This is a genomic window from Alkaliphilus metalliredigens QYMF (assembly GCF_000016985.1).
Taxonomy (GTDB): Bacteria; Bacillota; Clostridia; order Peptostreptococcales; family Natronincolaceae; genus Alkaliphilus_A; species Alkaliphilus_A metalliredigens.
This window is the reverse complement of sequence record NC_009633.1, coordinates 589,020-611,740: the sequence shown is the minus strand read 5'-3', so window position 1 is coordinate 611,740 and position 22,721 is coordinate 589,020. Positions and strand designations below refer to the sequence as shown.

Sequence of the window (22,721 nt, the reverse complement as noted above, 5' to 3'; positions counted from 1 at the left end):
TTATGATCCTCCTATTCTAATGTTCAGTCCAAAGCCTCTCATCTTTTCTGCTATGGCTATCATCTGCTCCTGAGAAGGTACTTTAACATGTACTAGTCTGTAATCCTCTTTTACCTTTTGATATTTATCAATGCCTGTATCATGATAAGGTAAAAGAGTCACATTCTTTACATTTAATGTAGCAAGGTAACGACTGGTTTCCAAAATATTTTCATCATTATCATTAATATAAGGGATAATAGGTATACGAATATAGATATTGTGGTGAAGGGCAGATAACTTCTCTAAATTTCTTAGAATCCCTTGATTAGATACCCCTGTATATTCAATGTGTTTGTCATTGTTTATATGCTTTAAATCATATAAAAACAAATCCGTCACTTCAGCTATCTTTTCTAACTGCTGCCAAGAACTAAAACCCGAAGTATCTACCCCTCGATGAATTCCTTTCTGGCCACATACCCTTAACAGTTCATATAGGAATTCCCCCTGACTCAATGGTTCTCCTCCTGAAAATGTCACACCACCCTTTGACTGTTCAAAGAATATACGGTCCTTTTCGATCTCCCCCATGACCTCCGCCACCGTCATGTCTTTTCCAACTAGCTCCAAAGCTTCAGTAGGACATCTATCCACACATTTATTACAAAGAGTACAGTTTTCTCCATTAATTTTCCCTTCCTGTATAGCCTTTTGAGAACAGGTATCATGGCAGCTACCACAATGAATGCATCTCTGCTGTGTAAAGAGTATTTGCTGTTTCCTATCCTTGCTTTCAGGGTTATGACACCACCAACAATTTAAGGGACATCCCTTCAAAAAAACCGTGGTGCGGATTCCTGGCCCATCATGCAATGAGTACCGCTGTATATTAAATATCCTTCCTTTTTCCAAATTATCACCTCATTTGTAAATAGCAAATCACCTTAGTTAGCTATCACACCCATAGATCGCTTATATTTGTCTATTTAATATATTATAGATCTTTTAATGGTAGAAGAACAATATTTTTACAAAAATAGTAAAACCCCTTGGGTATGTGAAATTACCCAAGAGGTTTTACTTATCTATTCATGGCTCTATGGTTCTTTTAAAAGTATATTGCTATTTTAATACTTAAATTTAGCAATGGCCCCTTGCATTTCTTCAGCTAATCGTGCCAATGAATCACTTGCATTAGCTATTTCTCCCATAGATGCAGTCTGCTCTTCTACCGATGCCGAGGCTTCCTCAGTCCCGGCTGCATTTTCTTGTGATATGGCTGAGAGATTCTCAATGATTTCTATGATTTGGTTCTTTTTCCCTCCCATTTTTTCACTTGATTGATTGATTTCCGTTATGATTTCCTTCATCTTCTCAATTGCACCATTGATGCCTTTAAATTTATCGTTGGTAAACTGGACACTTTCTGTTTGTGATGCAGTGACCTTCTCCACCTCTTGGATTGTGTCAACGGCATGTCCTGTTTTATCTGTTAATTCCTTAATAATACCAGCAATTTCCTTTGTAAATGAATTAGATTGTTCTGCTAGTTTTCTTATTTCTTCTGCCACTACTGCAAAACCCCTACCTGCATCCCCTGCTCTTGCTGCTTCTATGGCTGCATTTAGAGCTAGTAGGTTCGTTTGTTCTGCAATACTTCTAATCATTTGGCTGGCATTTTCTATTTTTTCTGCACTTTCATTCGTATTGACAATAATCGTATAAACTTCTTCTGTAGATTCACTATTAATCTTTGTTTTTTCCACCAAATCCTTTAATATTTTAAAGCCTTCATCCTTTAATTTAGTAGCTTCATTTGCAGAAATATTCAAATCTTTGATGTATTGTTGATCTTTTTCAATTAACTCACCTAACTCATTGACATGTTCAACTCCCTTTTCCGTATCCTTTGCTTGGTCGTTGGCCCCTTCAGCAATTTCTTCAATGGTTTTAGCTACTTCATCTGCCGCAGTAGCAGATTGTTGGCTGGTAGCAGTTAACTCTTCAGCGGAAGCCGCTACTTGCTGGGCTGTCCCAGATATGTCTTTAACGAGATCAATCAAATTCCTTTGCATAACATCCAGTGCCCTGGTAATGGTTCCTATCTCATCTTTATTGTTTAAATACTTTTTCGTTTTACTATTTTCGTCAAAATACAAATCATAATTTGATATTTTCTCAATCTCCAAGGCTAAAATAGCGATTGGATCTGCGATTTTTTTGGCTATTGTATATACAAAAATAATTCCTATTATTAATCCAATTACTGTCACCATCGACAATCCATTTCTGAGCCCGTTGATATGTCCCTGTATTAATTGATTGGATCTTTCTCTTGGTACACCAAGAAATAATATTCCTATTGTATTTCCACTTTCATCATTGATCGGCTTATAGACAGTCATATAGGCATTGTCTAAAATCATCGCTTCTCCCACAAATTGTTTTCCTTGGGCTACATCACCATAAGCCAAACTATCTTTCCCCAGATATGTACCTACGGCTCTTTGTCCGTCTTCTCCCATAATATTTGTTGCAATTCTTTTGAAATCGTCATCACTTTTAGCAAATATAGTGGCTGCACTTCCCATGTCTTTTAGAATGGCATCAACCATTTCATTATTACCTTCTATGTTATTCCCTTTCGCATCTATCAATTGACCATTTTCATACTCTACATTTCCAAAATACTGCTGTAAATAGAATGTCGATGAAGCAATATCCCCCATCAGTTTTTCTCTTAATAATTCCTCTTCTAATTCCTGCATCCCATTTAACCCGCTATTATATGCTAAGAAACTGATGATTAAAGTGGTAAAAAGAATTAACGTACAAAAATAGATAATGAGTTTTGTTTTTATGCTTTTCATTTTTATGTTCCTCCCCGTTCAGATGTGTATAACTCTATACGTGTCATCAACCATAAATCTACTACTCATTTGAGACCACGAAGTAATACATACCTCCCTTTATATTGTCTTCTCCCTCATGATTACAGTGTTTTACTTGCTGATACCCTAAAAAAACATATAAAAAAGAAGACCCCTTGATAAAGGTGCCTTCTCCTAATAGATACATTAGTCTAAGATTTGCAACCTGACAATCATAGGAATAAAAACTTCCCTTAGACTCATGGCTTTGCGTCCTTACTTTTCAGTAAGTTTGCCCTTATCAACGTTGATATTATACAATTTAAGTTAAACTACAATGGCTTTCATTGTACAGTTTAAGCCAAACTAAATCAATAGTAATCATTACCAAAATAGTCTTTACTGTATAGTATCTTATTACCCTAAGTAGGTTTAAATAAACAGGTGCCCACAAGATCATAGCCCCCATTTCCATAAATTTCAGACCCTCTCCCCGAAGGGAGAGAGTCTAAGGTTTTTAAAATATTACTATGGCCTTTTAGCTCCAAAGGCCCTATTTACCAAGAAAGCAAAACCTACTACATAAAATCCCAGTACCAAAATCATCATGATAATAGAAGTTCCTGACATATAATCTCCTCCTTATAAGACACTCTCGTCATCACCCTGGGTAATGTCTCTACCTGCACCAATTTTACTTGCTAGCCAATTATTGGTCAGTAGTGCAATGACAATCAAGATTGCCCATTGGAATACAATGGTTCCTGCACTAAAGACCTCAAATGGAGCCCACCAATTACCTGGATACCACGAGATTGCTTGCATAAACCACCACCCCGTAACCACAACAAAGAATACCGGGAATAATCGAATACATGTGGACCACCATTTTCCAACTTTAAAGTCAGCCCATTCTGTATTAATATCATTATTTCTAGCTCTTTCAAGACCATACTTTGCCAAGGCAAAGGCAACAAAGAGACCACTGACTAATAGTCCCACTCCCCAAACCCAATCTTGATTGTCTAGGAAATGCAAACTATAGGCTGAAGGAATCCCTAACAGAAATCCCGCTACCACAATTGAAGCCGTTGCCTTTTTACGATCAAAACCCATATCCATAAGGTTTCTAACCCCTACCTCAATCATAGGAAGCAGAGAGGATAAAGCTGAAATTGCCATTGCCAAGAAGAAAATGGCTGCTAAAAACTGTCCTGCTGGCATTGTTGTAAAGAGCTGTGCCAAGTAAATAAAGGTAATTCCTGTGTTTCCTGAGGATAAGGCTTCAGCTGCAAACTCAGGGGTTGGGGATAGGGCATAAATGGCTGGCAATACTGTCATCGCTGCAATCAAAGCCCCAATATTGTCTCCAAAACCCATAATCATACAGTTTCCTGCCACATCTTCCTTCTGCTTGGTGTAAACAGAGTAGGTAATGATAAATCCCCAACCGGCTCCAGTTGACCATGCTGCTTGGGTAAATGCCTCTAGCCATATTGTTGGGTTCTTTAACATATGAAGGTTCGGTGTAAATAAGTATTCCAATCCTTGTAATGCCCCTGGAAGTGTCAAGGCTCTAATGACAGCTGCAATTAACAAGACGAAAAGTGTTGGGATCATAATCTTTGAAGCTTTTTCAATCCCACCTTTAACTCCCTTGTAAATAATAAATCCAGCAATCAACATCGATAGAAAGTGAAATGTGATTGTTTGAGAAGGTGTTGTGGTGAACACATTCCAAATTGCTTCTGTTTGCGCCGTGGTGACTCCAGGTTGAAATGCACCAGAAACCGCTAAAGTGAAGTACTTCATTGTCCATCCCATTACTACTGAGTAATAAAACATAATGCCTAAACAAACAACCGCAATCCATGTCCCCATCCATGTGTATTTTTTTCCGACAAAATCTCTAAATGCACCGATGGTTCCCAATCCAGTTTTCCTACCCATTACCATTTCACCCATTAATAGTGGAATAGCCCATACAAATAGTGCAATGGTCCATGCAATGACGAAGGGTCCCCCACCATTGGCTGCTGCTACCCTAGGAAAACGCCAAATATTTCCCGTGCCTATGGCCATCCCAATGGCTGCTGCAATGAATCCTATTCTACTTCCCCATTGTTCATTTTTTTGACTCATAAATCATCCTCCTTACTTTTTAGAGTGAATAAACTTTCACACTTTTGCTTCTTCTCTCCTCTCATTTATAAATCAACTCCTTTATATATTACCCTATTTTCTGAAACAGGTCATTAAATTATGAAAGTTGATGTTGTCTCTATTTCTTTATTAAGTATATTCAAGGAAGATGATATTTTGACAAATATATAAAGTCTATCTAACTTTTCTGTCATAATAAATCAATAATTTATTTTTATGAATAAAAAAAATATTTTTCTTGCCAATTAGTAAGAATTATTAGATAATATAGTAATATACTTTTATTTATGCATTCCAAATCATGTTTATACATTCACTGAAGTTTTATCCATCATGTAGAATTCAATGATTGCCATTGAATGATTTGGTAGCATAATTCACAAACTAGTAACGGAAGGAGTGGCTTATAATGGAAACAAAAAAATTCAAACGGATCCTAGTGGCAAATCGCGGTGAAATTGCCATTAGAATTTTCAGAGCTTGTCAGGAACTTAGCATTCGTACTGTGGCAATTTATTCAAATGAAGATAAGTGCGCTCTGTTTAGAACAAAGGCCGATGAATCCTACCAAATAGGTTCTAATAAAGGACCGGTAGAAGCGTATTTAGCCATAGATGAAATCATTGCCCTTGCCTTGAAAAAGGGAGTCGATGCAATTCATCCAGGATATGGTTTCTTAGCAGAAAATCCAGAGTTTTCAAAAAAATGTGAAGAGGCAGGGATTGAATTCATTGGACCCACCCATGTCATGATCGAGCAATTAGGAGATAAGATCCAATCAAAGCTCGTGGCAAAGGCCGCTGGGGTACCGGTTATTCCTGGAGTAGAAAAACCTATTGCTGATGAGGCCCAAGCATTACGATTTGCTGGGGAATGTGGATATCCCGTTATGTTGAAGGCCGCTGCCGGTGGTGGAGGTCGAGGAATGCGCATTGTTACCCAAGAAGAAGATCTTGTAGAGTCCTTTTTAAGTGCTAGAAGTGAAGCTAAAAAGGCCTTTGGTATCGATAGTATCTTTATTGAAAAATATATTGAAAAACCCAAGCATATTGAAGTGCAAATCTTAGGAGATAAATACGGAAATATCGTTCATCTTTTAGAGCGAGATTGTTCTATTCAAAGACGTCATCAAAAACTAATCGAATTCGCCCCTGCAGTTTCCCTATCCCAGGAAAAGCGAGAGGCAATCTGTCACGACGCTTTGAAAATAGCTAGAGCTGTACATTATCGAAATGCTGGCACTGTGGAATTTCTAGTTGATGCTCATGGTGACCATTATTTTATCGAAATGAATCCAAGGATTCAGGTAGAGCATACCGTCACTGAAATGATTACAGGGATCGATATCGTTCAAAGTCAAATTTTAATTGCCCAAGGCTATCCATTGAACTCATCACAGGTAGGCATTGGCTCTCAAGAAAATATCAAGGCCAATGGTTATTCCATCCAGTGTCGCGTTACCAGTGAGGATCCTGCTAATCACTTTGCTCCAGATACGGGGAAAATCACAGAATATCGAACTGGATCCGGCTTCGGGATCAGATTAGATGGTGGCAATGGATTTACAGGTGCCACCATTAGCCCTTACTATGACAGCCTCCTGGTTAAGACCACTTCTTGGTCTAGAACCTTCGATGATGCCATCAAAAAAGGGATTCGTTCCATTAAAGAGCTAAAAATAAGTGGTGTTAAAACCAATACAGCCTTTTTAATTAATGTACTCAACCATGAAACCTTTATAAAGGGAGATTGTGATACCAACTTTATTGCGGATCATCCAGACCTATTTGATATTGCCCCCAAAAACAACAAAGAGTTGAAAATCCTAAAGTTCATAGGGGAAAAAGTAGTCAATGAAACCAAGGGTATCAAAAGAGAGTTTGATGTTCCTACCGTTCCATATGTTGAGAGACCTTTAGGGTTGAGCGGTACTAAGCAAATCTTAGATCAAGAAGGACCTGCAGGTATAGTCAATTGGGTTAAAAATCAAGAAAAACTACTCTTAACCGATACAACAATGAGAGATGCCCATCAGTCCCTCATGGCAACCCGGGTACGTACAAAGGATATGGTGAAGATTGCTAAGGCCACTTCTATATTAGGTCAGGATTTATTTTCTCTAGAAATGTGGGGCGGCGCAACATTTGATGTGTCCTACCGCTTTCTAAAGGAGTCCCCTTGGGCTCGATTAGAGGCCCTACGAAAAAAAGTGCCTAATATTCTGTTTCAAATGCTTTTAAGAGGAAGCAATGGCGTTGGTTATAAGAACTATCCAGATAATGTGATTCGTGAGTTTATTCAAGAATCGGCAGCCAGTGGTATCGATTTATTTAGAATTTTCGACTCTCTCAACTGGTTGAAGGGCATGGAGGTCGCCATCGATGAAGTGCTAAAAACAGGTAAAATTGCCGAGGCCTGCATCTGCTATACAGGTGATATTTTAGACACAAGTCGAGATAAGTATTCACTACAATATTATGTAAATATGGCAAAGGATATTGAAAAAACAGGTGCTCATATTTTAGCCATTAAAGATATGTCCGCCCTATTAAAGCCCTATGCTGCTTATAAACTGATCCATGCATTGAAGCAAGAAGTATCCATGCCCATTCATTTGCATACTCATGATACAAGTGGCAATGGCGTTGCAACCATTTTAATGGCCGCCGAAGCAGGGGTAGATATTGTTGATACCACCTTCAATAGTATGTCAGGATTGACAAGTCAACCTGCATTAAACTCTGTTGTGGCTGCCCTAGAAAACACAGAAAGAGCTACGGGGATTAAGCTTGATGACCTTGAAGCAATTTCAACCTACTGGGATGCCGTTAGACCTGTTTACAGCCAATTTGAGTCTGGATTGAAATCAGGAACAACAGAAATTTATAAGTATGAAATCCCTGGTGGTCAATATTCCAATCTTAAGCCTCAAGTAGAAAGCTTTGGATTGGGTCATCGATTTGGTGATGTGAAGGAAATGTTCAAGCAGGTAAATGACATGGTTGGTGACATCGTTAAAGTGACTCCTTCCTCTAAAATGGTAGGAGATCTGGCTATTTTCATGGTACAAAATGATTTAACACCCGAGAACATCCTTGAAAAGGGACAGGATCTTGCCTACCCAGATTCTGCAGTATCCTACTTCAAGGGAATGATGGGACAGCCCATGGGAGGCTTTCCTCCAGAACTTCAGAAGTTAGTTTTAAAGGGAGAGGAACCAATTACAGTACGACCTGGGGAGATGCTTGAACCCGAAGATTTCCAAGCCATCCAACAGCATTTAAAGGATAAGCATAAACTGACCCCCACAAAGCAAGACATGTTAAGCTATGCCCTCTATCCAAAGGTTTTTGAAGATTATTTAGAATACCTTAAAGACTATGGGGACTTCAGTCGCATGGGAAGTGATATTTTCTTCCACGGTTTAGAAGAAGGGGAAACCTGTGAGGTTGAGATAGCTCAAGGTAAAGTCTTGATTCTTAAACTATTGCATATTGGAAGATTGAACAATACCGGCCATCGAAATGTGATATTTGAGGTCAATGGCAATCGAAGAGAAGTTCAAATCTTAGATAAAGATAGAGGATCTGAAATCAGCGTAGACGCCATCAAAATGGCAGATCCACATAACAAGCTTGAGATCGGTGCAAGCATTCCTGGAACAGTCTTGAAGGTTCTTGTTAAGGAAGGCGACACCATCAAGGCAAAGGAACCCATCATCATTCTTGAAGCCATGAAAATGGAGGCAAGTATTACCGCTCCAGTATCCGGTGTGATAGAATCTATCTTGGTTAAGGAAAAGCAACAGGTTCAATCAGGTGAGTTATTGATTAAATTTAAAGAACAGTAAAAGAGTAAAAAACTAAAAGAATCCAAAAAACATAAGAAATGCCCATTTGATGATTAGCCATACTTTCATCAAATGGGCACTTTTTTACAAAAATCATATCACTTTTCTCTACTATTGAGCTCTTGATAGATCGCCTCAAGGGACACACCCTTTTCTACTAACAATACCAGCAGGTGATAAAGTAGGTCACTTGTTTCACTGACCAGCTCTTCTTTTCCGGGGTTTTTAGCTGCAATGATCACCTCGGAAGCCTCTTCCCCTACCTTTTTTAATATTTTATCAACGCCCTTATCGAATAAATAATTTGTATAAGACCCTTGTTTTGGATGTGCTTTTCGATCCACAATTCTTTCATAAAGAGAACTCAGTAGCTCCTCAATATTTTCACTTTCCTCCAACATAGCTTCTTTCTTCTTGACTGCTTCTTCTTTATATAACGTGCTATAAAAACAGCTCTTTTCTCCCGTGTGACAGGCGACTCCAGTTTGCTCCACTTTCACCAGCAATGCATCTCCATCACAATCGTATCTCATTTCCTTAACCCGCTGAATATGCCCTGAAGTTCCGCCCTTATGCCACAGTTCACCTCTACTTCGGCTCCAAAACCAGGTTTCCTTGGTTTCCAGTGTCTTTTTAAGGGATTCTCTATTCATATAGGCTACCATCAATACCTCATTACTACTCATCTCTTGTATAATGGTCGCAACCAATCCTTTTTCGTCAAATGTAACTTCTTCTAGTCCTTTCACCCTCATCCCTACCTTCTCATTGATATATCCATTTCATGCAAGCTTTGCTTTAACCGAGGAATTGATACTTCGTTATAATGAAATAATGATGCGGCCAGAGCTGCATCGGCCTGCCCCTCTATAAAGGCATCAGCAAAATCCTGAACACTACCTGCACCTCCCGATGCAATCACAGGAATATTCACTGCCTGGCTGATTCGCTTTGTAATCTCTAAATCATATCCTGATTTTGTCCCATCTCGATCCATACTGGTTAGGAGGATCTCCCCTGCCCCTAATTGGGCTACCCTTCTTGCCCAGTCCACTGCCTCAAGTCCTGTCTTTTCTCTTCCCCCTCTGACATATACCTCATACCTGCCATCTGCTCCTCTTTTGACATCCATGGCAATCACCACTGCTTGGCTACCAAATTGTCTGGCACAATCTGTAATCATACTAGGATTTTTCACAGCACTGGAATTGATGGAAACCTTATCGGCTCCAGATTTTATAATCTGTCTCATGTCCTCCACTGTTCGAATGCCACCCCCTACAGTCAATGGAATAAAAATCTCCTCCGAGGTCTTTTTTACGACATCCAGCAAAATATATCGTTCCTCATGGGAGGCAGTGATGTCTAAAAATACAATCTCATCGGCCCCCTGGTCATTATAGGCCCTAGCCAAGGCCACAGGGTCCCCGGCATCCTTTATGTCAACAAAATTGACACCCTTCACCACCCGTCCCTTGCGAACATCGAGGCAAGGAATAATTCGTTTGGTAATCATATATCCATCCCCCTTAATTTCCCCAGTTGAACCTTGCCTTCATAGAGTGCCTTTCCAACGATCACCCCTTTAACATCCATCTCCTTTAATCCCTGGAGATCCGTTTCACATGAAATGCCTCCCGATGCAATCACTTCCATCCCCACTGAATCCTTCATCCTTTGAATCTCATCAAAGTTGGGTCCTTGGAGCATGCCATCCTTAGCAATATCTGTATACACAATTCGTTTCACACCTATCTCCTCGATGGATTTAGCAAAATCCAAAGCCCTTCGACTACTGGTTTTCACCCAGCCTTCCGTTGCTACATAGCCCTCTTTGGCATCAATGGAAACAATGATCCTATCCCCATATTTTTCGATAGCCTCTCTTAAAAATGCTTCGTCGGTTAAGGCCTTGGTTCCTAGAATCACACGGGTTACCCCAAGGTCTAGTAGTTGTTGAATTTTCTCAATGCTTCTAATACCGCCCCCTACTTGAATGGGAATCTCCACTGCCTTCACAATGGCTTCAATAGCTTCCATGTTCTCTTCTCCCTTACCAAAGGCACCGTCTAAATCCACTACATGGATAAATTCGGCCCCCTCCGCCTGCCATCTTTGGGCTACTGCCTGAGGAGAATCAAAGTACATTTTACGTTCTTCTTTTTTTCCCTGGGTCAGTCTAACACACTGTCCTCCTTGAATGTCTATTGCTGGATAAATGATCATTGATACACCATCTCCCCAAATTTTTTTAGGATTTGTAGTCCCACATCGCCACTTTTTTCTGGATGGAATTGTACCCCTAGAATATGATCCTGTTGTACAATCGCCGGTACATTGATACCATAGCCTGCTCGGGCCTTGATTACTTCATCAACCTCAGGTCTTACATAGTAGGAATGGACAAAGTAAACATAATCTCCCTGTCCAACTCCCTCTAGAAGTTGACATTTTTTAAGGTCTTCTAGTGCATTCCAGCCCATATGGGGAATTTTTTCTCCCTCGGGTAGCTTCACAACATCTCCCTTTAATAACCCCAAACCTTGACATCCTTCCCCTTCTTCTCCCCACTGAAATAGGACTTGCATTCCTAAGCAAATTCCTAAAAGAGGGGTTTGTTTTTCCACTGCCTCCATAATCCACTGATCTAATTTTTTGTCCCTTAGGTTTTTCATGGCATCCTCAAAGGCTCCCACCCCAGGAATTACTAATCCCTGGGCTGATTCAATCACAGCTTGCTCCGCCGTGATAACCGCTTGTATTCCCATTTTTTCAAAAGCCTTTTGAACACTTCTTAAATTGCCCATACCATAATCTATAATTGCGATCATTTCTCTCACTCCCCCTTAGAGACTTCCCTTAGTCGATAGTACCCCTTCGATTCGCGGATCGATGGTGATTGCTTCCCTTAGGGCCTTTGCAAAGGCCTTGAAAATACTTTCTACAATATGATGATTATTTCTTCCATATTGGGTTTGAATATGTAGGGTGATCCCACTATTAAATGCCAGAGCTCTAAAAAATTCTTCTACCAGCTGTACTTCAAACTGCCCTACAAACTCTCCTGAGTAGTTTACTCCATACTGTAAAAATGGGCGTCCGCTGATGTCCATGGAAACCATGGACAGTGCTTCATCCATGGGGATGAAGGCAGTGGCATATCGTACAATCCCTTTTTTATCTCCCAGGGCCTCAGCAATTGCTTTTCCCATTAAGATCCCCACGTCCTCTACTGTGTGATGAAAGTCTACTTCAATATCTCCAACAGCCTTGAGTTCTAGATCCAACTGTCCATGCTTCATAATTTGCTCTAGCATATGATCAAAAAAACCAATACCAGTTGCAATTTTCCCTTGGCCCTTCCCATCTAAGTTAAGAATGAGTTCGATATCCGTTTCCTTTGTCCTACGATCCCCTCGATAACTTCTTGTCATATTTAATCCCCCTTGTGAAATCTGCCTTGTTATGCACTGACTCCCGACGCCAAGGATTCAGTTTTTTTAATAAAATAACCCTTAACTGCCTTCATCAAAACCCGATTTTCTTCCTTTGTTCCCACGGAAATTCGAATACAATTCTTCAATGGGCCCTGTCCACCAAAGTAACGTACCGCAATACCGGTTTCTGTTAAATAGTTGAATAATAATTTTGCCTCTTCTACCTCTATCAAAACAAAATTCCCTTTGGTTTTAAATGTTTTAATTTCGTCAACGGATTCCAATGCCGCTATCAAATTCTCTCGTTCTTCAATGACTTCCCTTAGGCTTTCCTGCAATAAAACTTTATTTTCCAGACATACCTTTGCAGCGATTTGGTCTAGGCTACTGACATTATAGGGTGGTTTCACCTTCTTCAACACCCTGGTTACTGTTTTATTGCTTATGGAATAACCAATTCTAGCCCCTGCCAATCCATAGCCCTTGGACAGTGTCCTTAAAACAATTAAGTTTGAATAGTAGTTGACCAAGTCCGCCACTGTCTCTCCATAAAATTCATAATAGGCCTCATCCACCACCACCACAGCTGTTGTGTTCTCAATTATTTTGATGATATGTTCTCTTGAAATAACCCCTCCGGTTGGATTATTAGGATTGGTTAAAAAGATCATCTTTGGTTCTACTTTTTTTACTGCCTTAATGAATGTAAAATAATCAAATTCAAAATCCTTGCCTAGGGGCGCTTCCACCGTTATGCCTCCAGCAATGTCACAGGCAACCCTGTACATACTAAAAGTAGGGGATAGGGTTAAAATTCGATCTTTAGAATCCACAAATGCATTGAATAGCATGGTAATCAGTTGATCAGAACCACAACCAATGACCAATTGATCCTTTTGAACCCCCAGTTGTCTTCCTAGAATCCCTTTAATCTCTTCTGCATTAGTGTCAGGATACTGATTAATCTGTAATCCCATAAGGGCCTTGGCAATTTTTTCGTTCCAGAGCATGGTGGCACCATTATTTTCATTGGCATCGAGTTTGATATCACAATAAATTTCATTAGGTTCGTAGGGCTGTAACTTCTCAATACTTTTTCTAACCAAATCATTCCTCATCTTCTTCAAACCTCACCTTCACTGCATTTTTGTGTGCTGTGAGTCCCTCCACCTGGGCAAGGATCATCACCTCATTTTTCACCTTTTCCAAAGCACTGCGGTCATAATAAAGCAAACTGGATTTCTTAATAAAATCATCTACAGATAATGGCGAATAGAATTTAGCTGTTCCACTGGTGGGAAGCACATGATTGGGTCCAGCTATATAATCTCCCAAGGATTCAGGAGCGAAATGTCCTAGAAAAATTGACCCTGCATTTTCGATTGCCTGTACTAGCTCAAATGGCTGGGCCACGCAGAGCTCTAAATGCTCTGGTGCAATTTCATTAGCCAAAGTCGTTGCTTCTTCTAGTGTTTCCACAACAATGATTTGACCAAATTGCTTCAGGGATGCTTCAACAATCTCTTTCCGCTCTAATTCCTTTGTTTGTCTGATGAGTTCTGTCTTGATCTGCTCTGCCAGGAATCTGCTGGTGGTAATGCAAATAGCTGAAGACAATGTATCATGCTCTGCTTGGGATAGTAAATCCGCAGCCACATATCTTGGATTGGCACTTTCATCTGCAATCACTAAAATTTCACTGGGCCCTGCGATCATATCAATGTCTACATAGCCATAGACCAATCTCTTGGCTGTGGCCACATAAATATTACCAGGTCCCACGATTTTATTCACCTTTGGGATACTGTCTGTTCCAAAGGCTAAAGCCCCAATGGCCTGGGCCCCTCCTACCTTATAAATTTCTTCAATTCCCAGTTCCTTGGCTGCCACTAAAACGTTAGGATTAACAGATCCATCCTTCAATGGTGGCGTCACCATTGCAATTCTTTTAACGCCAGCTACCAGGGCTGGTATGGCATTCATTAAAACCGAAGATGGATAAGCTGCGGTTCCCCCTGGCACATAAATGCCAACCCGGGCAATACTGGTAATCTTTTGCCCTAAAAAAATTCCCTGTTGCTCTGAGATAAACCAAGAATTTTGCCTTTGTCGACTGTGGTACGCCCGAATATTTTCAATGGCCACTCGAAGTGCCTTAATAAAATCCTCGCTCACTTTTTCATAGGCCCTTTCAAATTCTTCAGGCTTCACTAATAGATCCCCACTGGTTAATTTCACCCCATCAAATTTTTCCGTATATGACAGTAGGGCCTGATCTCCCTTCTTGTTCACCTCATCTAAAATTTCCTGAACCACTTCGTTATATTCTCTAAAATCCAAGGTGTTTCTGCCTTCTAGCTTTGCCAATAGAGTCTGTTGATCTATGTCTTTAAAATCTAAAACTTCCATCCATTGCTCCCCCTTTACTTTCCTGTTTTTTCAGCAATCCGATCAATCAATCCTCGTATTTCCTGATGTTTTGTTTTATAACTTACTTGGTTCAATACTAATCTGGCACTAATCTCAACAATATCTTCAAAAACCATAAGCCCATTTTCCCTAAGGGTGTTCCCTGTTTCTACTATGTCCACAATAACATCGGCCAAGCCTACCATGGGCGCTAACTCTACAGAACCCTCTTGCTTAATAATCTCCACCGATTGTCCCTTAGATTGAAAGAAATTCTTGGCTATATTAGGATACTTTGTGGCCACTCGCATATGTGGTGTAGGGTAATTTTCCATAGAAGTACTTCCCGCTACTGAAAATTTACATTTCCCAAACTGTAAATCCAATACCTCATAAAGCTGTTTATTGGCCTCCAGCAGAACATCCTTTCCCACAATCCCCATGTCCACAGCCCCATGCTCCACGTATGTGGGTACATCGGGAGCCTTCACAAAAACCACTTCCAAATGATCCTTAGGAAGTGCCACAATCAGCTTTCTTCCCTTATCTAACAATGGCCCACAATCGATTCCAATGGACTCCAATAATTTTACTGATTGATCCGCAAGCCGTCCTTTAGCTAATGCAATTTTAATCACATTCATTTAAATCCCCCTTAAAACTTAATCTGAATTAACGCTGATTTACTTAAGTGCTCCGTGAGTCCTTGTCATCACATTAAACGAATTTCACTGCCCAAGGACCTATTTTTTCTCTCCTATTTCAATAATTTTATCTACGCCTCTTCGCTTAGCATAGATGTCAATGGCCTGGGGGTCCTTTAGTAGGCTTACCTCCACAATACAGCCTGTTTTCTTCAACCGCGTTGCTTCCTTTGCCACTTCCTCATGACGTCCTTCATGGCTTACCAATAAGTAATAGGGAGGTCCTGATTCCTTTTTTTTCTGCTGTCCGAGATGTAGTGCCTTTCTGATCTGATCAATGAGTAGAGCAAAGCCCGTGGCAGGACAGTTCATTCCAAAACTCATTAGCAATCGGTCATAACGTCCCCCACTACAAAGGATGGTTCCTAAGTCCTTTGTAAATCCTTTAAAAATAATACCGGTATAATATCCTAAGGGGGCAGTCATACCTAAATCTACGGAAATATATTGCCCAAATCCATATGCTTGTATCATGTGACAAATCTGTTGTAATTCTTCAAGTGCTCGTTTTATATTGTCATTGATGGGCAGGGCGGCTACTGACTCCATTACCCCCTGGGGAGTTCCGAAAAGATTGGGAATCTCCTTTAAAATCAATCGTGTTTTAGGATCAATGTCCAGTTTCTCCAATAAAGACTCCAGGGTACTAAAATTTTTGTTATGGATTAGCATGATAATTTCATCTTTTTCATCAGTGGTAACTGCCATTGAATCCAATATACTTTGTAATATTTTCGTTTGTCCTATTTCAATTTGAAAATCACTCAAACCTAGGGCCTTAAGACTTTCAATCGCAGTGATAATCACCTGTCCGTCAGCTTCATAAGATTCCACCCCAAAAACCTCGACCCCGGCTTGCCTAAATTCCCTTTGCTTTCCGGCTTGTTCTTGATCTAGTCGAAAAATATCCTGTATGTAGCAAATCTTAAGGGGATATACCATATCCTTCATTTTTGTGGCTACCATTCTAGCAATAGGCAGGGTGCCATCGGGCCTTAGTACAAGTAAATCTCCCTTGGCATCTATTAGTTTAAACATTTTATTTCCCCTGAGCATTTGCTCTCCTTGCCTGAACAAGTCATAATACTCTAAAGTAGGACTACTGACCTCCATATAGCCTTGTTTGACCCATTCCTCCATCAGTCGCCCCTCTATCAATCGCCGGTGATGGCAGTCCTTCATGAGTAGATCCTGTACCCCCTCGGGCAAAAACACCTTTTCTAAAACCATTCCCCCACTCCCTATCCTTAAATTAGTCGCTTTCTTTACTACGTTAAAGCGTTAAATCGAAAAAGTATATAGACAATATTTTAATATATTCTCATGCCATTGTCAACAGTTATAAAAAAAAAAGCTGAGAACAATGATCATATGATCGTTCTCAGCTTTCTTGTTTTAAGATTTCATCCCTTGCATTACTCATGAAATTGATTTTTTACCAGCTGGATTAAAGTCTCTAGGGCTTTTTTTTCATCACTACCATCACAAATGATCGTAATTGAATCACCAGTTACAGCCCCCATACCCAATATACTAATAATACTCTTTCCATTATACTCATTATTGTCTTTGAGAATTTTTATTTCACACTTGTACTTTGACGATTCTTTAATAAATGCACTTGCAGCCCTTGCATGCAATCCCAATTCATTTGTTAATACGACCTCTCCCCTACACATCCTTACTCCCCCTGTCTCCTCATGACGTACTTCTAAAAAAAAGCTCCGCAACAAACCCTTGTAGAGGACCTGCGACGGAGTTGGATTTTATCTATTGTACCCTGAGTACGCAAAAATGTCAATCACCTATGAAGCTCAAAATCTATTTTTTTAATTTTTTGCTTGAGCTAGTGCATTTTTAATGGCATCAACAGCACCTTCACTTGATTTTGTACTAAATAAATTCTTGAATTAGGGACTGATAATCTAATTCAATACCTGGGCACCTATGTTATCTCCTTTTAAATCTTGTATTTCCCAATTTTCCTCCATGCGATAAATGATATCTCTAAACTTTATTTCCCGCTGTCCCTCTTTTTGCCATCTCAGTAAGATCACTGTTGGTCCCGCTCCACTTAAAAAAACACTATCTAAATGGGCTTTTTCTGTTTCTAAAAAAACAGACTCTAATGAGCTCATGAGCTTAGCGCGATAGGACTGATGTAGTCGATCCTGTAGGGCTGGTTTGATTTTCTCTAGGTCTCCTGAAAACAGAGCCGCCACTAACAATGAAGATTTCCCTACATTAAACACAGCATCTTCAAAGGCCACAACCCTTGGCAAAGCATCTCTTGCTTCCTTTGTACCGAGAGGCACATTAGGAATTGCTGTTAAAAACTTCAAATCCTCATGCACCAGAGCCCTAACATAATGGGTCTTTCCTTCATACCGATTGGATACAACAACACCACCAAGTAATGCAGGAGCCACATTGTCCGGGTGACCCTCTACCTCCACGGCAATTTCTAGCATTTCATCTTGGCTCAATGGACTTCCACACATTTTGTTGGCCGCCAAAACTCCCCCGACAATACAAGCAGCGCTACTTCCTAATCCTCTGGCCACAGGAATGCCATTATACTGCTTGATCCTTAATCCTGAAGGTTGGTACCCAATGGCTTTAAAAGCCTTTAACATGCTTTGATAAACTAAATTTCCCTCATCTTTTTCAATCAGATCCTGATCCACACCACTTACTTCTATGACCAGTCCCTCAGGTATTTCCTCCACTTCAATATGATTATATAGAGAAAGAGCAATTCCTAAGCAGTCAAATCCAGGTCCCACATTGGCAGTGGTAGCTGGTACAGTCACATGTATCATATTACTCTCCTCCTAAACATTCATTAATGAGTATTTTTATTTCCTCCGTATGTACGCCATAGACCTTGAGTTCCTTCTCCACATCTACTACAGAGGGATCCTTTAACCCATTCCCCGTCAACACGCATACGACTTTTTGACCCTTTTTAAAATAACCTTTTTTGCTAAGTTGAATGACCCCAGCTACACTGGCAGCAGAGGCTGGCTCAACAAAAATCCCTTCCTTTGATGCTAAGAGTCTTTGGGCACTTAATATTTCTTCATCAGTTACCTTATCTATCAGTCCTTTGGAATCATCCCGGGCAGCCACTGCCTTTTCCCAGCTGGCAGGGTTCCCAATTCGAATGGCCGTTGCAACAGTCTCCGGATTTTCGAAAATTCGATTTTCAACGATAGGTGCAGCCCCCTCAGCCTGAAATCCTAGCATGACAGGTAACTTTTTCAGTTTCCCTGCTTCAAAGTAATCTTTAAACCCTGCCCAGTAGGCAGAGATATTACCTGCATTCCCTACAGGAATAGATAAATAGTCAATTTCCCCCTCTAATTGCTCACAAACCTCATAAGCCCCTGATCTTTGACCAATTAAACGATAGGGGTTAACTGAATTCACTAGAGTCACCCTTCCTTCAGCCGCAATCTCCTGTACAATCCGTAGGGCATCATCAAAGTTCCCCTCTACAGGTATGATCTTAGCTCCATAAATAACGGCCTGTGAAAGCTTTCCAAGTGCAATTTTTTTATTAGGAATTAATACAAAACATTGTATACCAGCCTTTGCAGCATAGGCTGCCGCTGCCGCTGATGTATTTCCAGTTGACGCACAGATAATGGCTTTGCTTCCTGCTTCCACAGCCTTAGAAACCGCCATGGTCATCCCTCTGTCCTTAAAGGATCCCGTTGGATTTAATCCTTCATATTTCAGATATAATTTGATGCCTCCTAGCATCTCTCCTATATTCTCTGCTGCAATTAAAGGTGTATTTCCTTCATTTAACGTAATGACCTTTTCCCCATCTGCTACGCCAAAATAACTGCTATATTTTGATATGATACCTTCCCACATAATGAATGCCTCCCTTTATTAGCTATTTAAGCTGTTTTTAGTTGTTTTCTATCTAGCTATTCTCCACACGAATTAGGTTGGCAAGCTCTACTACCTCAGGGACTGCTATAATCGCATCTAAGGCTCGCTTTATATTACCTTCATTTGTTCGATGTGTAATAAAGACAAGGGATACAGAAGGGTCCCCTTCCCCCTTTTGAATCACTGTGGATAAGCTGACACCACTATCTCCTATTAATGAGGCGATTTTTCCCAACACCGCAGGTCGATCCTTCACCATGACACGAATATAGTATTCACAATTTATTTCGGACATAGGCTTCACAGACTTATTTGGCTTTTTGTCTACTGTTTTCAAGGATTCATCAGCTAAATTACATTTGTTTTTAATAATGGATATCATATCTCCCACAACCGCACTTCCAGTTGGTAAATCCCCAGCACCCTTTCCATAAAACATTAATTCACCTACTGCATTGCCCTTTAAAAAGACTGCATTGAAAGCATCCCCCACCGCTGCTAATGGATGGGATAAAGGGATAAATGTTGGGTGAACTCTCAATTCCATTTCGTTGTCCTTTTCCTTGCCTATGGCCAAAAGCTTAATGGCATATCCCAATTCATCTGCATATTCAATATCTAAGGGTGTGATTTTTGTGATCCCCTCTCGGTAGACACTATCAAAGTTAACATTTGATCCAAAGGATAAGGAGGCCAAAATCGTTAATTTATGTGCTGCATCATAGCCTTCAATATCTGCAGTTGGATCTGCTTCTGCATAACCCTTATCTTGGGCTTCTTTTAATACCGTTTCAAAATCCACTTTTTCTTTGGTCATTTTTGTTAAAATATAATTGGTTGTGCCATTGACAATTCCCATGACTTCTTGAATTTTATTGCCTGATAACCCCTCTTTGATTGCCTGTAGAACTGGAATTCCCCCACCAACACTGGCTTCATATTGGATTATCACCTTTTTCTCTTTTGCTTTTTCTATGATTTCATCTCCATGGGATGCGATTAATGCTTTGTTGGCCGTCACCACATGTTTTTTATTTTCAATGGCCTTCATAATATAGCCCTTAGCTGGCTCAATGCCTCCCATGAGCTCTACCACGATTTCGATCTCTTTATCATTGACAATCTCTTCATAGTTTGTTGTCAATAATGACTGTGGAATATCTGCATTTCTCTTTTTTTCTAAATCCCTCACTAAAATTTTTGAGACCTCAATTTCATAGCCACAGCTTCTCAATATCTCTTCTTTATTCTCATGTACAATCTGCCATACTCCGGTTCCCACTGTTCCCATTCCTAGCAAAGCAATTTTTATTTTCCCCAATTTTATCATCCCCTCGTCCTTGCTTACTCACTTAAGCAATATAATTTAAAACTACTCCTGTGCAAGTATATTGATTTTCTGCACTCCTTTTATTTGTTCCATCTTTAAAATTAACTCTTCAATATTGATTGTCATCTGTCTCGTTTCTAATGCTACGGAAATATTGGCGATTCCATGGGCAGGAATACTTTGGTTAATGGTTAAAACACTAGCCTCAGACTCCGCTATTTGGTTTAGTACCTCGGATAAAATACCTGGAAGATGTTTTAATATCAAATGCATTGTAATGATTTTCCCCTTATTCATTTCATAAAGAGGGAAGATGTAGTCCTTATACTTGTAGTAGGCACTGCGACTCATGCCTACCCGGTCCACTGCTTCATGGATGGTCACGACCTCACCTTTTTTTAGTAATTCCTTTGCTTCCACGGTCTTTAAGAGTACGATCGGCAGTGCTTTTTCGTTAACAATATAATGGGTACCCCCATCACGCTCCATCATTACACCTCCCTTTTGTTTATCTACAGTGTACATTTGTTGAATCAATATGAACATACTATCACAAAGTCTTTTTCATTTCAACAAAAAATTCATAATAATATGATTTTATTTCAATTCATTTTCCTGTTATATAAAAAATGTCCTTGAAGAGTTGATCCTTCAAGGGCATCTTTATCTAAAATCCAATTAATTAGAATCACTGGCTACTATAGGCAATACATTTGCCGCCTTAGGAATCACATAGGTTTTTAAGATTGCATCTTGTATTCCACCAACTAACTTTAATGCCGATTCTAGGGTGCTCACTACTTTAATATTGGCTGCCTCTAGCAGTACTGGATCAATTTCAGACACCAGTATCACTTTATATTTAGCAGCAATTTCAGTGACTAAAAAACCAGCATATTTTGCAATGGTATAATTTCTTCTCAATTCCGTTTCACGGGCTAGGTTACTTTCAAAACCAGTGATGATTTCTTGAACCTCAGGATGTCCAAAGCCTTCCTCACACTGACATAACAATATCATTGTTCCACCTGGCTTAAGGGCTTCCTTACCATTACTTAAAGCCTTAGAAGCTTGATATAGGTTCATATCCTTGGGAAATCCACCTGCAGAAGCAATAACCAAATCTGCCTTTTCATTAATAAATATACCATCACTTTCACTGACTAGCTTTCGTCCTACTTCATGGGCCCCTTCAAAATGCCCTGCAACGGCATTTCCAATGTTACCTGCCTCATCCATCATCACATTAAATAAAAAGGAAGGATTGACAATACCGGCAGCTTCTAACATATCCTCATGCAATGGATTTTGGACAATATTCCCACTCTTGACATGGGGATGGGTTCCCGCACCCTCTATATGACTTAAGGATAATCCATGGTTACCCATAATGGACTGATACCCCGCAATTCCAGGAAGGATTGATTTTTTGCCCCCTCCCCAGCCAACTAAATCGTGGTATACAATGGCTCCGGTTATAATAATATGATCACAATCCATGGCAATTCGATTGATTTGAACTGGGGTTCCAAAGCTTGTCTTCCCCAGATCAACTAGATTACTCTCATCTCTGCAGTCATGATCGATCACCTGAAAGCGCAGCGCTAGTTCTTCTCCTAAAAGCAGTTTATGTTCTTCTCTTGATTGTTTTCGATGAGAACCGGTTGCACAGAGAAAAATAATATTTTCATCTAGGATTCCCGCTTGGTTTAGTTCTTCAACGATATAAGGAAGATACAGACTCATTTTCTGCCAAGCTCTTGTGACATCGGAAATCACAAGGCATACCCGCTGTCCTGCCTTCACAATATCCTGCAATCTATCGGTTCCCATGGGATTGCTCAAAGCCTCTACAATAATGGCTTCTTCAGTTTTTTCATGCCCATTGGGCTTGCCTTCCAATACTTGCACTAGGGTTTTTTCCGGTAACCCCAATAATACTTCTTTTCGACCGTATGCCAATCCGATAGGTTTCATTGCACCCACACCTTTCTAAGTACGAAATGACGCTAATTTCTTTAGAATGATTATACACTTTAATTATTATTTATACAAATGTAATTTAGACTA

Annotated in this window: 19 protein-coding genes and 1 riboswitch; of the genes, 1 reads left to right on the top strand and 18 read right to left on the bottom strand. The window is 40.0% G+C overall.

The genetic code is table 11. The features are described from left to right. From AMET_RS02930 to AMET_RS02920, 3 genes are all read right to left on the bottom strand, one after another. Positions 1-894, bottom strand: a complete 894-nt coding sequence (locus AMET_RS02930; protein WP_011971718.1) for a glycyl-radical enzyme activating protein — start codon at positions 892-894, stop codon at positions 1-3. Between the two features lie 215 nt (positions 895-1,109). After that, positions 1,110-2,852 carry a methyl-accepting chemotaxis protein gene (locus tag AMET_RS02925; RefSeq protein ID WP_011971717.1) on the bottom strand — a complete coding sequence of 581 codons (1,743 nt, stop codon included), beginning with the start codon at positions 2,850-2,852 and terminating at the stop codon, positions 1,110-1,112. Positions 2,853-3,069: 217 nt separating this feature from the next. Next, positions 3,070-3,159: riboswitch (cyclic di-GMP riboswitch) on the bottom strand. 335 nt (positions 3,160-3,494) lie between these two features. Further along, positions 3,495-4,994, bottom strand: coding sequence for a sodium-dependent transporter (locus tag AMET_RS02920; protein WP_011971715.1), 1,500 nt, complete (start codon positions 4,992-4,994; stop codon positions 3,495-3,497). 430 nt (positions 4,995-5,424) lie between these two features. Here AMET_RS02920 and AMET_RS02915 point away from each other — a divergent pair, with 430 nt between their 5' ends. Then, the gene (locus AMET_RS02915; protein WP_011971714.1) at positions 5,425-8,865 is read left to right on the top strand and encodes a pyruvate carboxylase; all 3,441 of its coding nucleotides are present in this window, start codon (positions 5,425-5,427) and stop codon (positions 8,863-8,865) included. Positions 8,866-8,963: 98 nt separating this feature from the next. Here AMET_RS02915 and hisIE read toward each other — a convergent pair whose 3' ends face one another. From hisIE to AMET_RS02840, 15 genes are all read right to left on the bottom strand, one after another. Continuing rightward, a complete protein-coding gene (gene hisIE, locus AMET_RS02910) occupies positions 8,964-9,620 on the bottom strand; it encodes a bifunctional phosphoribosyl-AMP cyclohydrolase/phosphoribosyl-ATP diphosphatase HisIE (protein ID WP_041720282.1) in 657 nt (218 codons plus the stop codon). Between the two features lie 2 nt (positions 9,621-9,622). After that, positions 9,623-10,381: an imidazole glycerol phosphate synthase subunit HisF gene (hisF, locus tag AMET_RS02905; protein WP_011971712.1), complete on the bottom strand. Its 759-nt coding sequence runs from the start codon at positions 10,379-10,381 to the stop codon at positions 9,623-9,625. Further along, complete coding sequence (gene hisA, locus AMET_RS02900) at positions 10,378-11,091, bottom strand: 1-(5-phosphoribosyl)-5-[(5-phosphoribosylamino)methylideneamino]imidazole-4-carboxamide isomerase (protein WP_011971711.1); 714 nt, start codon at positions 11,089-11,091, stop codon at positions 10,378-10,380. The genes hisF and hisA overlap by 4 nt, the downstream gene beginning before the upstream one ends. Then, entirely contained in the window at positions 11,088-11,696 is a 609-nt protein-coding gene (hisH, locus tag AMET_RS02895; protein ID WP_011971710.1) for an imidazole glycerol phosphate synthase subunit HisH, read from the bottom strand. The genes hisA and hisH overlap by 4 nt, the downstream gene beginning before the upstream one ends. 15 nt (positions 11,697-11,711) lie before the next feature. Then, positions 11,712-12,299, bottom strand: a complete 588-nt coding sequence (gene hisB, locus AMET_RS02890; protein ID WP_011971709.1) for an imidazoleglycerol-phosphate dehydratase HisB — start codon at positions 12,297-12,299, stop codon at positions 11,712-11,714. A 29-nt stretch (positions 12,300-12,328) separates the two neighbouring features. Beyond that, positions 12,329-13,408, bottom strand: coding sequence for a histidinol-phosphate transaminase (gene hisC, locus AMET_RS02885; protein WP_049765154.1), 1,080 nt, complete (start codon positions 13,406-13,408; stop codon positions 12,329-12,331). Between the two features lies 1 nt (position 13,409). Further along, the gene (hisD, locus tag AMET_RS02880; RefSeq protein ID WP_011971707.1) at positions 13,410-14,711 is read right to left on the bottom strand and encodes a histidinol dehydrogenase; all 1,302 of its coding nucleotides are present in this window, start codon (positions 14,709-14,711) and stop codon (positions 13,410-13,412) included. A gap of 14 nt (positions 14,712-14,725) precedes the next feature. Next, entirely contained in the window at positions 14,726-15,355 is a 630-nt protein-coding gene (gene hisG / locus AMET_RS02875; protein ID WP_011971706.1) for an ATP phosphoribosyltransferase, read from the bottom strand. Between the two features lie 99 nt (positions 15,356-15,454). Then, positions 15,455-16,645: an ATP phosphoribosyltransferase regulatory subunit gene (gene hisZ, locus AMET_RS02870; protein ID WP_011971705.1), complete on the bottom strand. Its 1,191-nt coding sequence runs from the start codon at positions 16,643-16,645 to the stop codon at positions 15,455-15,457. Between the two features lie 185 nt (positions 16,646-16,830). Next, positions 16,831-17,094 carry an HPr family phosphocarrier protein gene (locus tag AMET_RS02865; RefSeq protein ID WP_011971704.1) on the bottom strand — a complete coding sequence of 88 codons (264 nt, stop codon included), beginning with the start codon at positions 17,092-17,094 and terminating at the stop codon, positions 16,831-16,833. A 246-nt stretch (positions 17,095-17,340) separates the two neighbouring features. Next, positions 17,341-18,237, bottom strand: coding sequence for a homoserine kinase (gene thrB / locus AMET_RS02860; protein ID WP_011971703.1), 897 nt, complete (start codon positions 18,235-18,237; stop codon positions 17,341-17,343). Between the two features lies 1 nt (position 18,238). Continuing rightward, complete coding sequence (thrC, locus tag AMET_RS02855; RefSeq protein WP_011971702.1) at positions 18,239-19,300, bottom strand: threonine synthase; 1,062 nt, start codon at positions 19,298-19,300, stop codon at positions 18,239-18,241. A gap of 52 nt (positions 19,301-19,352) precedes the next feature. Then, the gene (locus AMET_RS02850) at positions 19,353-20,651 is read right to left on the bottom strand and encodes a homoserine dehydrogenase (RefSeq protein WP_011971701.1); all 1,299 of its coding nucleotides are present in this window, start codon (positions 20,649-20,651) and stop codon (positions 19,353-19,355) included. Positions 20,652-20,693: 42 nt separating this feature from the next. Further along, the gene (locus AMET_RS02845) at positions 20,694-21,197 is read right to left on the bottom strand and encodes an ACT domain-containing protein (protein ID WP_011971700.1); all 504 of its coding nucleotides are present in this window, start codon (positions 21,195-21,197) and stop codon (positions 20,694-20,696) included. Between the two features lie 132 nt (positions 21,198-21,329). Beyond that, positions 21,330-22,628, bottom strand: coding sequence for a nickel-dependent lactate racemase family protein (locus tag AMET_RS02840; RefSeq protein ID WP_011971699.1), 1,299 nt, complete (start codon positions 22,626-22,628; stop codon positions 21,330-21,332). Between the last annotated feature and the right edge of the window lie 93 nt (positions 22,629-22,721).

Coding starts and splice junctions, on each gene's coding strand:
- AMET_RS02925 (WP_011971717.1), bottom strand. CDS start 2,852: ATGAAAAGCATAAAAACAAAACTCATTATCTATTTTTGTACGTTAATT.
- AMET_RS02920 (WP_011971715.1), bottom strand. CDS start 4,994: ATGAGTCAAAAAAATGAACAATGGGGAAGTAGAATAGGATTCATTGCA.
- AMET_RS02915 (WP_011971714.1), top strand. CDS start 5,425: ATGGAAACAAAAAAATTCAAACGGATCCTAGTGGCAAATCGCGGTGAA.
- hisIE (WP_041720282.1), bottom strand. CDS start 9,620: ATGAGGGTGAAAGGACTAGAAGAAGTTACATTTGACGAAAAAGGATTG.
- hisF (WP_011971712.1), bottom strand. CDS start 10,381: ATGATTACCAAACGAATTATTCCTTGCCTCGATGTTCGCAAGGGACGG.
- hisA (WP_011971711.1), bottom strand. CDS start 11,091: ATGATCATTTATCCAGCAATAGACATTCAAGGAGGACAGTGTGTTAGA.
- hisH (WP_011971710.1), bottom strand. CDS start 11,696: ATGATCGCAATTATAGATTATGGTATGGGCAATTTAAGAAGTGTTCAA.
- hisB (WP_011971709.1), bottom strand. CDS start 12,299: ATGACAAGAAGTTATCGAGGGGATCGTAGGACAAAGGAAACGGATATC.
- hisD (WP_011971707.1), bottom strand. CDS start 14,711: ATGGAAGTTTTAGATTTTAAAGACATAGATCAACAGACTCTATTGGCA.
- hisG (WP_011971706.1), bottom strand. CDS start 15,355: ATGAATGTGATTAAAATTGCATTAGCTAAAGGACGGCTTGCGGATCAA.
- hisZ (WP_011971705.1), bottom strand. CDS start 16,645: ATGGTTTTAGAAAAGGTGTTTTTGCCCGAGGGGGTACAGGATCTACTC.
- AMET_RS02865 (WP_011971704.1), bottom strand. CDS start 17,094: ATGTGTAGGGGAGAGGTCGTATTAACAAATGAATTGGGATTGCATGCA.
- thrB (WP_011971703.1), bottom strand. CDS start 18,237: ATGATACATGTGACTGTACCAGCTACCACTGCCAATGTGGGACCTGGA.
- thrC (WP_011971702.1), bottom strand. CDS start 19,300: ATGTGGGAAGGTATCATATCAAAATATAGCAGTTATTTTGGCGTAGCA.
- AMET_RS02850 (WP_011971701.1), bottom strand. CDS start 20,651: ATGATAAAATTGGGGAAAATAAAAATTGCTTTGCTAGGAATGGGAACA.
- AMET_RS02845 (WP_011971700.1), bottom strand. CDS start 21,197: ATGTTCATATTGATTCAACAAATGTACACTGTAGATAAACAAAAGGGA.
- AMET_RS02840 (WP_011971699.1), bottom strand. CDS start 22,628: ATGAAACCTATCGGATTGGCATACGGTCGAAAAGAAGTATTATTGGGG.